Source organism: Thiemannella venezuelensis, assembly GCF_014203605.1.
Classification (GTDB): domain Bacteria; phylum Actinomycetota; class Actinomycetes; order Streptosporangiales; family Streptosporangiaceae; genus Planomonospora_A; species Planomonospora_A venezuelensis.
In genome coordinates this window covers 121,270-133,574 of the sequence record NZ_JACHJJ010000014.1, presented here as the reverse complement: position 1 = coordinate 133,574, position 12,305 = coordinate 121,270, and the positions used below count along the sequence as shown (strand labels likewise).

The 12,305-nt window shown below is 73.8% G+C and carries 11 protein-coding genes; 6 read left to right on the top strand and 5 right to left on the bottom strand.

Annotated features, from left to right (window positions below; all coding sequences use genetic code 11):
- The first annotated feature begins 152 nt into the window (after nt 1-152).
- Together FHS22_RS20935 and FHS22_RS20930 are read left to right on the top strand one after the other, a co-directional pair.
- Complete coding sequence (locus tag FHS22_RS20935; RefSeq protein ID WP_184943998.1) at nt 153-1,034, top strand: enoyl-CoA hydratase-related protein; 882 nt, start codon at nt 153-155, stop codon at nt 1,032-1,034.
- A gap of 5 nt (nt 1,035-1,039) precedes the next feature.
- On the top strand, nt 1,040-2,014 hold the full coding sequence (locus FHS22_RS20930) for an alpha/beta hydrolase (RefSeq protein WP_221473905.1): 975 nt from the start codon (nt 1,040-1,042) through the stop codon (nt 2,012-2,014).
- Nucleotides 2,015-2,167: 153 nt separating this feature from the next.
- Here the strand turns inward: FHS22_RS20930 and FHS22_RS20925 are convergent, their stop codons facing one another.
- The 4 genes from FHS22_RS20925 to FHS22_RS39310 form a co-directional block, all read right to left on the bottom strand.
- Nucleotides 2,168-3,001, bottom strand: a complete 834-nt coding sequence (locus FHS22_RS20925) for an ABC transporter permease (protein WP_184943997.1) — start codon at nt 2,999-3,001, stop codon at nt 2,168-2,170.
- Entirely contained in the window at nt 2,998-3,675 is a 678-nt protein-coding gene (locus FHS22_RS20920; protein WP_184943995.1) for an ATP-binding cassette domain-containing protein, read from the bottom strand. Before FHS22_RS20920 ends, FHS22_RS20925 begins: the two co-directional genes overlap by 4 nt.
- 120 nt (nt 3,676-3,795) lie before the next feature.
- Complete coding sequence (locus tag FHS22_RS20915; RefSeq protein ID WP_184943993.1) at nt 3,796-4,659, bottom strand: alpha/beta fold hydrolase; 864 nt, start codon at nt 4,657-4,659, stop codon at nt 3,796-3,798.
- The gene (locus FHS22_RS39310; RefSeq protein WP_221473904.1) at nt 4,656-5,855 is read right to left on the bottom strand and encodes a cytochrome P450; all 1,200 of its coding nucleotides are present in this window, start codon (nt 5,853-5,855) and stop codon (nt 4,656-4,658) included. The genes FHS22_RS20915 and FHS22_RS39310 overlap by 4 nt, the downstream gene beginning before the upstream one ends.
- A gap of 274 nt (nt 5,856-6,129) precedes the next feature.
- Between FHS22_RS39310 and FHS22_RS20905 the strand changes: the two genes are divergently transcribed.
- The 4 genes from FHS22_RS20905 (at nt 6,130) to FHS22_RS20890 (ending at nt 10,776) form a co-directional block, all read left to right on the top strand.
- On the top strand, nt 6,130-7,371 hold the full coding sequence (locus FHS22_RS20905; RefSeq protein WP_184943990.1) for a macrolide family glycosyltransferase: 1,242 nt from the start codon (nt 6,130-6,132) through the stop codon (nt 7,369-7,371).
- 177 nt (nt 7,372-7,548) lie between these two features.
- On the top strand, nt 7,549-9,099 hold the full coding sequence (locus FHS22_RS20900; protein ID WP_184943988.1) for a carboxylesterase/lipase family protein: 1,551 nt from the start codon (nt 7,549-7,551) through the stop codon (nt 9,097-9,099).
- Nucleotides 9,100-9,109: 10 nt separating this feature from the next.
- Nucleotides 9,110-10,180 (top strand): histidine kinase, encoded by a 1,071-nt coding sequence (locus FHS22_RS38225; RefSeq protein WP_184943986.1) that lies wholly within the window; start codon nt 9,110-9,112, stop codon nt 10,178-10,180.
- Entirely contained in the window at nt 10,177-10,776 is a 600-nt protein-coding gene (locus FHS22_RS20890; protein ID WP_338047864.1) for a response regulator transcription factor, read from the top strand. Before FHS22_RS38225 ends, FHS22_RS20890 begins: the two co-directional genes overlap by 4 nt.
- A gap of 19 nt (nt 10,777-10,795) precedes the next feature.
- On the opposite strand, the gene FHS22_RS20885 is transcribed toward FHS22_RS20890, so the two are convergent.
- Nucleotides 10,796-12,259 carry an alpha/beta hydrolase family protein gene (locus FHS22_RS20885; RefSeq protein WP_338047863.1) on the bottom strand — a complete coding sequence of 488 codons (1,464 nt, stop codon included), beginning with the start codon at nt 12,257-12,259 and terminating at the stop codon, nt 10,796-10,798.
- Nucleotides 12,260-12,305 lie beyond the last annotated feature (46 nt).

Here is a 12,305-nt window from a genome sequence, read left to right as displayed (position 1 = left end):
TTCCCCACGCTTGCGAGCCTTCATACCCACTTGTGCGTCACAGAGGGTGATGGTAAGGCGATCGTTCGGACAGGGAAGCGACATGCGCGTGAACAACTTGGGAAAAGCTTCCCGGGTGTTCCGGGCCCGCCGTACTGGAATAAGATTCGGTCATGTCTTTCGCGGAGATCCAGTACGGCGTGGCCGACGGCGTCGCCACCATCACGCTCAACCGGCCCGAGCGCCTCAACGCCTTCACCTACGTGATGCGCGCCGAGCTGATCGAGGCGTTCGACCTCGCCGACGCCGACGACGACGTCCGCGCGGTGATCGTCACCGGGCAGGGCCGCGCCTTCTGCGCCGGAGCCGACCTCGGCGGCGGCGGCGACACCTTCAACCACCGCAGGTCCGAGGAGATGTTCGGCGGCGCCGACACCGTCGACGGCTCGCCGCGCGACGGCGGCGGCACGGTCGTGCTGCGCATCGCCCGCTCGCTCAAGCCGGTCATCGGCGCGATCAACGGCCCGGCCGTCGGCGTCGGGGTGACCATGACGCTCCCGATGGACGTCAGGCTCGCCTCCGACACCGCGAAGTTCGGTTTCGTCTTCGCCCGCCGCGGCATCGTCACCGAGGCCGCCTCCAGCTGGTTCCTGCCCCGCATCGTCGGCATCTCGCAGGCGATGGAGTGGGCCGCGACGGGCCGCGTCTTCCCCGCCGCCGAGGCGCTCGAAGGCCGCCTGGTCTCCAGGGTCCTCGCCCCCGGGGACCTGCTCCCGGCCGCCCGCGCGCTGGCCCGGGAGATCGCCGACAACACCTCCGCCGTCTCGGTCGCCGCGATCCGCCGGCTCATGTGGTCCGGACTGTCGGCGGCCTCCCCCTGGGAGGCCCACCGCGCCGACTCCAAGCTGATGCACGCCCTCGGCGCCGCCCCCGACGCGGCCGAGGGCGTCACCTCCTTCCTGGAGAAGCGCCCGGCGAACTTCCCCATGAAGGTGAGCCAGGACCTCCCCGAGGCGATCCCCTCCTGGCCCGTCAACCCCTACGAACTACCCTGAACCCCATGTCAGACGTTCTCGGTGTGTCAGACCTCCTCGGGCCCGGCTACGAGCTCACGGTCCTGCCCATGGCCGACGACTACGAGGGCAAGGTCATCGCCTCCCTCGTACGGCGCCGCGCCGACATCCCGGCGACCGGCAGGGCCGTGCTCTACGTGCACGGCTTCACCGACTACTTCTTCCAGACCCATCTGGCCGACCACTTCGCCGCCCAGGGGATCGACTTCTACGGCCTCGACCTGCGCAAGTACGGCCGGTCGCTGCTGCCGCACCAGACCCGCGGGTTCGTGCGCAGCGTGACCGAGTACTTCCCGGAGATCGACGAGGCCGTCCGGATCATCCGGGAACGCGACGGCCACGACACGGTGGTCCTCAACGCCCACTCCACCGGCGGCCTCATCGCCGCCCTCTGGGCCGACCGGGTCCGCGGCCGGGGCCTCGTGCAGGGCCTGGTGCTCAACAGCCCCTTCTTCGACCTCAACGTCCCCGCCGGGCTCCGGCTCGCCGCCGACCTCCTGCACGGCCCGCTCTCCCGGCTGCCGGCGCGCGCCGTACTGCCCCTGGGCCTGTCCACCGCGTACGGCACCAGCCTGCACCGCGAGCACCACGGCGAGTGGGACTTCGACCTGGAGTGGAAGCCGGTCGGAGGCTTCCCGGTGCACGCGGTCTGGCTGGCCGCCGTCCGCCGCGCCCAGCGGCGCCTGCACGGCGGCCTCCGGGTGGACGCGCCCGTCCTGGTGCTCTGCGCGGAGAAGGGCCTGCAGCTGCGCGACTTCGCCCCCGAGGCGCAGGGCGCCGACACCGTGCTCGACCCCGAGCAGATCGCCCGCTGGTCGACCAGGGTCGGCCGGCACGTCACGTGCGTGCGGGTGCCCGGCGGCATGCACGACCTGGTGCTCTCGCCCGAGCCCGCGCGCAAGCAGGTCTTCGCCGAGATGGACCGCTGGCTGGCCTGCCACCTCCCGCCCGCCGCCGGGTGAGTCCCGCGGTCTCGGCCCCGAGGCGGCCCGAGCGGGTCGACGGTGGCGGGCGTCCGCCGGGCCGGCCGTGGGCGAGCGGCCCTTCGCACGGCTCGGCTTCCGGCGCCGCACCGACCGGACGCCGACGCGCGGGCTCCTCGAAGGACCGCCTCTTCACGCTCGTCGGGTACGGTCTCCCGCGGTGGTTCCGAACCTGGTTCGGACCGGTCCCACCCGCGCCCCGCTGCGGTCCCGAGTGTTGATCTTGAAGGCGACTCCGGCCGCCGTGATCGCACCGATGAACCACAGCGCTTCCAGGAGGAGGTGCGGCAGGGGGGAGGAGGAGAGGAACGCCGCGCTCATGCCGGACTGCATGGTGCCGTACGACGGCAGGTAGCGGATGAGATCGTTGTCGCCGGCGGGGTTGACGAAAGGACTCTGCAGCGTGGTGTCGACGATGCTGATCATGATCATGGAGAACATGCCTTCCAGCTCTCCGCGGAGCACCGCCCCGAGCATGACGCCGATTCCTCCGTACGCCATGGCGGCGCAGAAAAGGGAGAGCCACAGGGCGATCGGCTGCTTCGGCGTCCAGTGCAGGCAGATCAGGGCCGTGGTGTAGGCGCAGATCAAGGCGGCGACGACCAGGAGCGCAGTGAGCTTGGCCGCGATCAGCGCGCCGCGCGGATAGCCCGCCATCGTCAACCGCTGGTCGAACCGGCTGGACCGGAAGGTGACGGTGAACATCATGAAGCCGATGATGGCCGTGACGGTGTTGAGCGCGGCGGGAAGGAAGCTGAGCCGGTCACCGGGTGCGGTCACCCATTCACCGGACGCCCGCAGCAGGAAGGTGACATCGCGCTCGCTGACGATCCGGTACACCAGCGATGTCCAGCCGGGGATGAAGAGGACGGCCAGGACCATGGCGAAGCGGTTGCGGAGGTGTTCCAGGAGGGCGAAGCGCGTGGCGGTGAGGTAGTGGGCGGAGGAGGCCCGGGTCCGGGTCACCGGCTCTCCCCGTTCGCGGCGGTGCGCTCCGCGCGCGTGTCGTCGAGCAGCCGCCCGCCTCTCAGCCGCCACAGCTGATCGAAGCGGGTGAGGTCGAAGGCGAGGTGGGAGACGATCAGGACGGAGCTGCCGCGTTCTTTGAGGTCGGACGCCAGTTCCCAGAAACGTTCGTAGGTCTCCCAGTCGAACCCCTGGTAGGGCTCATCCAGGAGAAGCAGCGGCGGATCGTGCATGAGCGCCAGGGTGAGGTTGAGCTTCTGCTGTGTTCCTCCGCTCAGGGTGGAGACCTGCCGGTGCCGATGGCCGGCGAAGCCGAGGACGTCCATGAGGTGGTCGGCGCGGTCGAGATTCCGCAGGCCGTAGGCGACCTGGAAGAAGCGCAGGTGCTGCTGGACGGTGAAAGCCGGGTGGAGGATCGTGCGCTGGGGGCAGTAGCCGAAGTCCGCGGGGCGGCGGATCGCGCCGCGGTCGGGTGCGAGCCGGCCGGCGAGCAACTGCAGCAGCGTGGACTTGCCCGATCCGTTCTCTCCGACCACGCCGCCGAGGTGACCCGCGGCGAGCGACAGGGAGGCTCCGCGGAGCACGGGGTGCCGGCCGTAGGACGTGTGGACGTCGTCGACGCGGAGCACCGGGGTGCGCCCGGTCGTTCCCGCGGTGTTGTGTGCGGCGTGCATTTCCGATCCTTCTGTTGGTCCGGTGGCCGGAGAGGTCTGGATCCGGTGGCCTGCCGTACCGTCCACGGCAGGCGGGCGGCGGCCGGTCGATCAGCGGCGGGAGGACGGGCAGGGCGATCGTCAGGCGGGCGCAGGGGGCGTGTGGCCCGCTGATCCGCACTCCGCCCAGAAGGCAGTGAGTGCGGCGGCCGTCGCGTCCGGCCGGTCGACCTGGACGTTGTGCCGGGCGCCCGGGACGCGCACCGCCGATCGCCCGAAGCGCTCTGCCAGTTGCCGGAACTCTTCGCGGGAGGCGGTGCGGCCGTCGCCCGCGCCGTGCACGACGAGCGTCGGAGTCCCGGTGCGGATCAGGGGGGCGACCAGGTCGCCGGTTCCGGCCGCCAGGGCGCGGGCCAAGCCGGACAGGTGCGCGGCCCGTGTGGTGCGCATCCGGGTCTCCAGCAGCGGGCGGCGCTCGGGCTCGGCACGCGCCCACTGGCTCACGATCGGCTCCAGTGCCCGCATCCCGAGCCGGTCGATCATCTCTGCGGCGTTCACCAGATCGGCGGCGGCATCGCGCGGGACGCGCAGCGGGCAGCCGAGGAGCGCCAGGCTGGTGACGGCACCGGGAGCGGAAAGGACCGCCTGACTCGCGATGATCCCGCCCGCGCAGTGCCCCACCAGGTGCGTGGGCCGGCCGTCACCGACCGCGGCGGTGACGGCGAGCAGATCGGACGACAGGGACTGGAGCGTGTAGGCCGCCGCTTCGTCGGGTCCGGGCGTCTCGTGCTGTCCTCGCTGATCGTAGGAGCAGAGCCGGTAGCCGCGCAGGGCCGGCACCGTGAGCAGAGGCTCGAAGTCCTCCTTCGAGCCGAAGAGGCCGTTGACGAAGATCACGGTGCCGCGCCGGTGCTGCTGCGGCGGCGGGCCGGCGAGCAGCGCCGCGAACCTGGTTCCCGCGGCGTCGACGCGACCTCGGAGAACGCCGTCGCATGCGGCGGTCATCGCCGTGCCTCCGCGCCTGGCGCGGTGATGCCGCCCGCCAGGACGACGTCGCTCGGCGGGCCGGGCGGCCCGGGCGGTCCGGGCGGCCCCGCGGCCAGTGGAAGGCGGTCGATGCCCCGATGGGCGGAGCCGAGCCGCCAGGCCACTTCGCCTGCCAGGGTGAGCCGGGGCGTCCCGGCCAGCAGGCGCGGCAGCAGGACCGCCGACTCCATCCGGGCCAGAGCCGCGCCGAGGCAGTAGTGGGAGCCGAGACCGAAGACCAGATGGCGAGGGCGCGGGCGGGTCACGTCCAGGCGTTCCGGATCACCGGTCAGTGCGGGGTCGCGGGACGCGGCTGCGACCATGAGCCGCACCACCTGCCCGGCACGCACGGGATGTCCGCGCAGTACGCCGTCACGCGCGGCCTGGCGCTGCAGGACATGGATCGGAGGGGCGTACCGCAGGAGCTCGTCGACCACGCTGTCGGTGAGCGTGCGCTCCTGGCGGACGATCCGGGCCTGCTGCGGGTGTTCGACCAGGGCGAGTACGGCGCCGGACAGATGGTCGGCCGAGATGCTGGTGCCGCCGACCAGGAGCATCACCGAGACGCGGGCCGCGTAGCCGCCGGGAAGGCCGCCCTCCGTCTCGGCCCGGGCCAGCGCGTCGATGAACCGGGGAGCAGGTGAAGGCTCGGCCAGCCGGCGCCGCAGATGCTCCAGGAGGAAGGCGACGGCCTCACCCGCCTCGCTGAGCGCGGCGCGGCCGGGGCTGATCTCCTGCAGGGCCAGCGCCGCCCGGCTGGGTTCCACCAGGGCGGCCGCGTCGCTCTGCGGCAGGCCGAGGAAACCGCACAGTGCCTTCCCCGCGATGGGAGAGGCCACGGTCGCCGCGAAGTCACCCCGGCCGCGAAGGCCGATCTCGGTTTCGAAGGAGTCGACGTGCTCACCTGCCAGTCGCCGGACGACCGGCTCGAACCCCGACAACGCCCGCCTGGTCATGAGCCGGACCGCGGGCTGCCGCTGCGCCGCGTGCGCCGGGGCGTTCAGGCTGACCATCATCCGGTAGAGCTCCTGCACCCCGTAGGCCATCCTCCGGTGCGCGGGAACGTCCCTTTCCCGGAGCGGCCTCGGGACGAGCCACTGCCCGGCGTCGCGGAGTACTTCCCCGCAGGCCGCGTGGGAGGTGGCCAGGAGCACGCCCTCCGGCGTCTCGATCACCTCTCCCAGCGCGCGCAACCTGCGGTAGGCCGGGAAGGGATCCGCTGCCTGCGCTGCGGCAGCAGACAGGCGCGCCGCCTGCGCACCGACGGAAAGCGCGTGATCACTGCTGGTGGGCATGGCCCGGAAGCCTAGGGGATCCGGCAACCTCTGGCTACTGAAAGTTGTGTAATGATTACTCCAAGTGACATTGGCCGGGTCCGCCGCCTGACCTCGATCATCCCGGCGGACCGGGCCGGGCCCGACATGCCGAGGACGAGAACAAGGACCGCAGATGCCCGCCTATCACCAGCCGCAGAGCCGGCACACCGTCAACGACCCCGGTGGGTGCCCGCTGCACCTGCTCGTGGTCAACCTGCCGCAGCACGGGCACGTGAATCCCACCCTCGGCGTCGTGGGGGAGCTGACCGGGCGCGGCCACCGGGTCAGCTACGTCACCACGGAGGCCTTCGCTCCGCAGATCACCGCCGCCGGTGCCGCCCCCGTCCTCCTCCCGTCGGCGCACTGCCGCGCCGATGACGCGCCGGAGAGTCTCGCCGAAGGAGCGATGCTGGCCCTCCAGGACGCCCGTCTCGCCCTCCCCGGCCTGACCGCGGCCTTCGACGGTGAGCCGCCCGACGCCGTACTGCACGACCTGCAGGCCTTCGCCGGCCCCGTCCTGGCCCGCCGCTGGGGGAGGCCGGCCATCCAGCTCAACCCCAGCCACGCCCTCTACCCGGGATGGCAGGACGAGCTGCACGGCACGAGCGACCTCACCCGGCACGCCCTGTTCCCCGCCTTCGGCGCGTTCGCGGCCGAGCACGCGCCCGGAGTGCCCGCCCTGGACTTCCTTCTCCGCGCCACCCGCAGCCTGGTCTTCCTGCCGCGGAGCTTCCAGCGCCGGCCGGAGAGCCTGGGCGATGAGCACGCCTTCGTCGGGCCGGTCATCGACGAGCGTCCGCACCAGGGCGACTGGAGGCCGCGCGACGGAGCCGCACCGGTCCTGCTGATCTCCCTCGGGTCGCTCTACACCAACCGGCCCGCGTTCTTCACCGAATGCGTGGAGGCGTTCGCCGACGGCCCATGGCAGGTGGTCATGGCCGTGGGCGAGGGGCTCGATCTCCGCGCGCTCCCCCCGATCCCGCCGAACATCGAGGTCCATCGCAGCGTTCCGCAGCTCCGGGTCCTCGCCCACGCACGGGCGTTCATCACCCACGCGGGAATGGGCAGCACCATGGAGGCGATCGCCCACGGCGTCCCGATGGTCGCGATCCCGCAGATGGCCGAGCAGCGGGTCAACGCCGACCAGATAGACCTGCTCGGCCTGGGGCGGCACCTTCCCCGGGACCGCGCGAACGGGTCCGCCCTGCGGCAGGCGGTCGAGGACGTCGTCGCGGACCCGGACATCGCGGCCAACATCGCGGCCATGCGCGAGGAGATCCGTCAGTGCGGCGGGGCCCGGGCGGCGGCCGACCTCATCGAGGCGACGTGCGGATACGCCACCGCACCGGTGTCCCGTCCGCCGGCGGTCGCCTGACGGAAGGGGCGGACCGGGCACACCGGGAAGGAGCCCGGCCGCACGTCGAACGCATGATCGTTGCTCGGGCGGGGGGAGGCGGCATGACAGGCCCGCGTGGAACCAGGACATTTGTCATGGGAAAACCCGGATCGGCGGACCTTCCGGGCGGGAGCCGGTCCCGGCAGCGTTGAACCCATGAGAGTTCTCCCGCACGTCCGCCGGTCCGTCCGGCGGGCCGTCCTGCCCGCCGCGCTCCTCCTCACCGCCTGCGCCGGGACACCGGCGCAGGCCGACCCCGCGGTCGTCAGGACCGAGACGGGGGCCGTACGCGGCACGGTGACCCCCGGGCACCGGACCTTCCACGGCATTCCGTACGCCGCCGCCGGACGATGGGAGTCGCCGCGGCGGGCCGGCCCCTGGACGGGGGTGCGGGACGCCACTGCGCCCGGGAACATGTGCCCGCAGGTCGGCTCCGACTACGCCCCCGTCGCCAGCACCGCGGAGGACTGCCTGGTGCTCAACGTCACCGCGCCGCGCGGGCGGGACGCCGGGCTGCCGGTCATGGTCTGGCTGCACGGCGACGGCGCGCTCGGGGCGGGGCACTTCTCCGACGCCCGCCCGCTCGCCGCGCGGGGGACGGTCGTCGTCACGATCAACTACCGGCTCGGCGTCTTCGGCGCCTTCGGCTACCCGGGGCTGAAGGACTCCGGCACCTACGGCCTGCAGGACCAGCAGGCGGCGCTCGCCTGGGTACGGCGCAACATCCGGGCCTTCGGCGGGGACCCGGGCAACGTGACTGTCTTCGGCCTCTCCTACGGCGCGCTGTCCATCGGCGGGCACCTCACCTCGCCCGGGGCGAAGGGCCTCTTCCACCGGGCGATCATGCAGAGCGGCGAGACCATGATGGACATGCCCGCCGGCAGCCTGGTCCCCGGCCTGCCCGCGCAGCCCTCCATGGGCTGGCGCGGCACGCGCGAGACCGAGGCGCTGGGCGTCCACTACGCCGGGCGGCTCGGCTGCCGCGACCTGGCCTGCCTGCGTGCCCTGCCGGTGGAGCGGATCCTCCGGGAACCGCAGATCATGAACGCCTTCCAGGCGTACGCCTACGGCAACAGGGTGCTCCCGGAGATCCCCTCGGAGGCGATCCGCGCGGGACGCCACCACCGCGTGCCGGTCCTGGCCGGCGCGACCCGGGACGAGCACCGCCTCTTCGTCGGGATGAACCACGACGCGCAGGGCAGGCCCCTCATCGGGCGGCGGTACCGGGAGCTGGTGGCGGAGGCGTTCGGCGAGGACGCCGGGCGGATCCTGCGCCGGTATCCGGCCCGGAGCTTCCCCTCCCCGGGCATCGCCTGGGCGACGGTCCTGACCGACCGCATGTGGGCCCGGGCCACCCACGAGCAGAACACCCTGCTCGCCCGGTACGCACCGGTCTACGGCTACGAGTTCGCCGACCGCGACGCCCCGATGTTCCTGCCGCTGAAGACGGACTTCGACTGGGGCGCCTACCACGCGGGCGACCTGCCGTACCTGTTTCCGGAGAAGGCGGCGCGGCTCGACCCCGGCCAGCGGGAGCTGTCGCGGCAGATGATCGCCTACTGGACGAACTTCGCCCGCGCCGGCGATCCCAACGGCCCCGGCCTGCCCGCCTGGCCGCGCGTGGACGGGGGCGTGCAGTCGCTGGCCCCCGGCGCGGTCCGGCCGGTCGACTACGCGGCCGGGCACCGGCTGGACTTCTGGAACTAACGTGGACCGGGTGAAAGGTCCCGCGGCGTTCTCCTTCTGGGTGGCGCTGGTCTTCTTCCCGGCCGCCGACCTGGCCGAGGACCCCCGGTGGCCGGAGGCCGCCGCACTGGCCGCCGTCACCGCCTGCTACCTGCTGAGCGTGCGGGCCGCCTTCGGCCGGCCCGCCGCCGCCCCCGCCGCGCGGGTCGCGCTGGCGGGGCTGGCCGGCGTCGTCCTGGCCGGCTGCACGGCCTACGGCGGCACCTGGCTCTACCTGTGCCCGCTCGTCTCCATCGCCTGCGTCCTGGTGCTGCGCGGCAGGGCCGTCCCGGCGGCCCTCTCCGCGGTCACCGCCGCCTCGATGGCGGTCGCCTTCGCCACGGGCGGCGGCCAGGACGCGGCCGGCGCCGTGGCCTGGGGCACCGCCGCCGCGGGCGTCGCCGTGCACGTCACGCTCGAGCTGTACCGGACACGGCGGGAGCTGGCCGAGGCCGCGGTGGGCGCCGAGCGCGAGCGGTTCTCCCGCGACCTGCACGACCTGCTCGGGCACACGCTCTCGCTGATGGTGGTCAAGGCCGAGGCCGTGCGCCGGCTGGCCCCCCGCGACCCCTCCTCGGCCGCCCGCCAGGCCGCCGAGATCGAGGAGATCGGCCGCCGGGCGCTGACCGAGGTGCGCGCGGCCGTGTCCGGCTACCGGGGGCGCGGGCTGGCCGGAGAGCTGGCCGCCGCGGGCGCGGCCCTGCGCGAGGCCGGAGTGCGCGCGACCGTCACCGCCGACGAGGTACGGCTCGCGCCGCACACCGACGCCCTGCTCGGCTGGGCCGTACGGGAGGGGGTCACCAACGTGATCCGCCACGCCGGGGCCGCCGCGTGCCGGATAGGGGTCCGGGCCGGTGAGGAGGAGGTCGTACTGGAGATCGAGAACGACGGGTCCGGCGGGCGGGGCGAGCGGGGCCACGGGCTGAACGGGCTGGCCGAGCGGGCCGCCGCGGCGGGAGCGCTGCTGGAGGCCGGGCCCGTCGGCGGAGGGGGGTTCCGCCTGAGGGTGGCGGTGCCCGTGGCGGGAGAGGACGCGGCGGGCCGTCCGGGGAGGACGGCGTGATCCGGGTGATGATCGCCGAGGACCAGGGCATGATGCGCGACGCCCTGGCGCTGCTCCTGGGCATGGAGGACGACATCGAGGTCGTCGCCCAGACCGGCGACGGCGAGGCGATCCTGGGCGTCGCCCGCGAGGCCCGCCCCGACATCGCCCTGCTCGACGTCGAGCTGCCGGGGCGCAGCGGCCTGGACGCCGTCGCCGAACTGCGCCGGGGCGGCGTCGCCGTGCTCGTCCTCACCACCTTCGCCAGGCCCGGCTACCTGCGCAGGGCGATGGAGTCGGGCGCGGCGGGATTCCTGGTGAAGGACGGCCCCGTCGAGGAACTGGCCGCCGCGATCCGCAGGGTCGTGGCGGGCGAGCGGATCGTCGACCCCGCCCTCGCCGCCGCCGCGCTCACCGCCGGGCCGAGCCCGCTGACCGGACGCGAGCGCGACGTGCTCGCCGCGGCCCTCGACGGCGCCGCCGTCGCGGACATCGCCGCCCGTCTCCACCTGTCGGAGAGCACCGTGCGCAACCACCTGTCGGCGGCCATCGGCAAGACCCGCACCCGCAACCGCATCGAGGCCGCGCAGCTCGCGCGCGACAACGGGTGGCTGTGACGCCGGAGGCGGGCGCCCGTCACCAGGGGAAGGCGAACAGGCTGTAGTAGGCCGCCGCGACCAGCAGCAGGCCGGTGCCGCCGAGCACCCCGGCGATCGCGACGTGCTGCGGGCGGCTCGGCCGCCAGCCCTCCCGCAGCGCGGCGACCACCGCGGCGGTGGCCGTGACCTCCTGCACGAGCATCAGCACGGCCAGCACCTTGATCACCAGCCAGCCGGCCAGCACCGCGGGCCAGGCCCCCGCCTGGTTCACCGAGAACAGCACCAGCAGCACGATGAAGGCCAGCACCGAGACCAGCAGCCCCAGCCCGGTCCAGGCCATCCGGCGGAACCGGAGCCGGATCGGCGGCCAGAGCCGGGCGTTGGCCGCGGCCGGCAGGTGCCGGCCGCGCAGCCGCACCACCATCGCGGCCACCGGGCCGGCCACGTAGCCGACCGCGGCCAGGCAGAGCGTGAGCCCGAGCACCGCGCCCCCCGCGTACCACGGGGCGGCCGGGACCTCGCTGGCCTCGAAGCGCTGGACCGGGGTGGCGCCCGCGATGGGCACCGCGGGCCGGGCCGTGCCGGGCAGGCCGGTGACCCAGTTGGCGAGCGTCTCCAGGTACCCGGGGGCGAACGGCCCGCCGTGCAGGCGCATGCCGTGGTCGGCCCCGTCGAGGTAGCGGATCGTGTACGCGGGGTTGCCGCCCTCGGAGAGCGCGCGGGTGAGGGCCTGGCTGCTCTCCACGAACGGGATCGACGGGTCGCGCGTGCCGTACAGGGCCAGCACCGGCTGCCGCGTCCCGCGCAGCGCCGGCTCGGCGTCGTGGCGCAGGAAGTTCATGTCGACGGCGCCCATCGCCCGGATGAGCAGCTCGCGCACCCCGGCCGGGGCGTGCAGCCGGTCCAGCTGCTCGCCCAGCGCCCAGCTGACCTGCCGCATGGGCGAGACGTTCGGCGCGGAGACCAGCACGGCGAAGGAGACGTCGCCGCTGCGAGCCGCCGCGATCGGGACCACCCAGCTGCCCTCGCTGACCCCCCAGAGCCCGGCGCGCGCCGGATCCACGTCGGGGCGTCTGCGCAGCTCGGCCAGGACGCGCAGCGCGTCGTCGGCGAGCAGCCCGAAGTCGCGGTGGCGGAAGTCGTAGCCGGAGGTCCTCTTGTCGTAGACGAGCGTGACGATCCCGGCCCTGGCCAGCCACTCGGCCTGGGTGGTGAACTCGTCGCGCACCCCGGGACCCGCCCCCTGCACGAAGACCAGCGCGGGATGCCTGCCCGGGGCGAGCGGGGCGCGGACCGTCGCCTCCAGGGTGGTGCCCCGGGCCTGGACGGTGATGTCCTCCGTGCGGATCCGCCCGGTCGCGGCGACGGGCCTGACCTCGGCCGCGGGCTGGGCGGGCAGGGTCCGGAAGACCGGGTCCGCCCGGAGCGGCGACGGGTCGAACGGCGGAGGCAGGGTGTAGCCCAGCGTGGCCAGGGCCACCATGACCAAACCGGCGGCCACGCTCAACCTGCCACGGCCCGTCCACATGCCGATCCGCTCCCCGATC

Coding starts and splice junctions, on each gene's coding strand:
- FHS22_RS20905 (WP_184943990.1), top strand. CDS start 6,130: ATGCCCGCCTATCACCAGCCGCAGAGCCGGCACACCGTCAACGACCCC.
- FHS22_RS20920 (WP_184943995.1), bottom strand. CDS start 3,675: ATGCACGCCGCACACAACACCGCGGGAACGACCGGGCGCACCCCGGTG.
- FHS22_RS20935 (WP_184943998.1), top strand. CDS start 153: ATGTCTTTCGCGGAGATCCAGTACGGCGTGGCCGACGGCGTCGCCACC.
- FHS22_RS20900 (WP_184943988.1), top strand. CDS start 7,549: ATGAGAGTTCTCCCGCACGTCCGCCGGTCCGTCCGGCGGGCCGTCCTG.
- FHS22_RS20915 (WP_184943993.1), bottom strand. CDS start 4,659: ATGACCGCCGCATGCGACGGCGTTCTCCGAGGTCGCGTCGACGCCGCG.
- FHS22_RS20930 (WP_221473905.1), top strand. CDS start 1,040: ATGTCAGACGTTCTCGGTGTGTCAGACCTCCTCGGGCCCGGCTACGAG.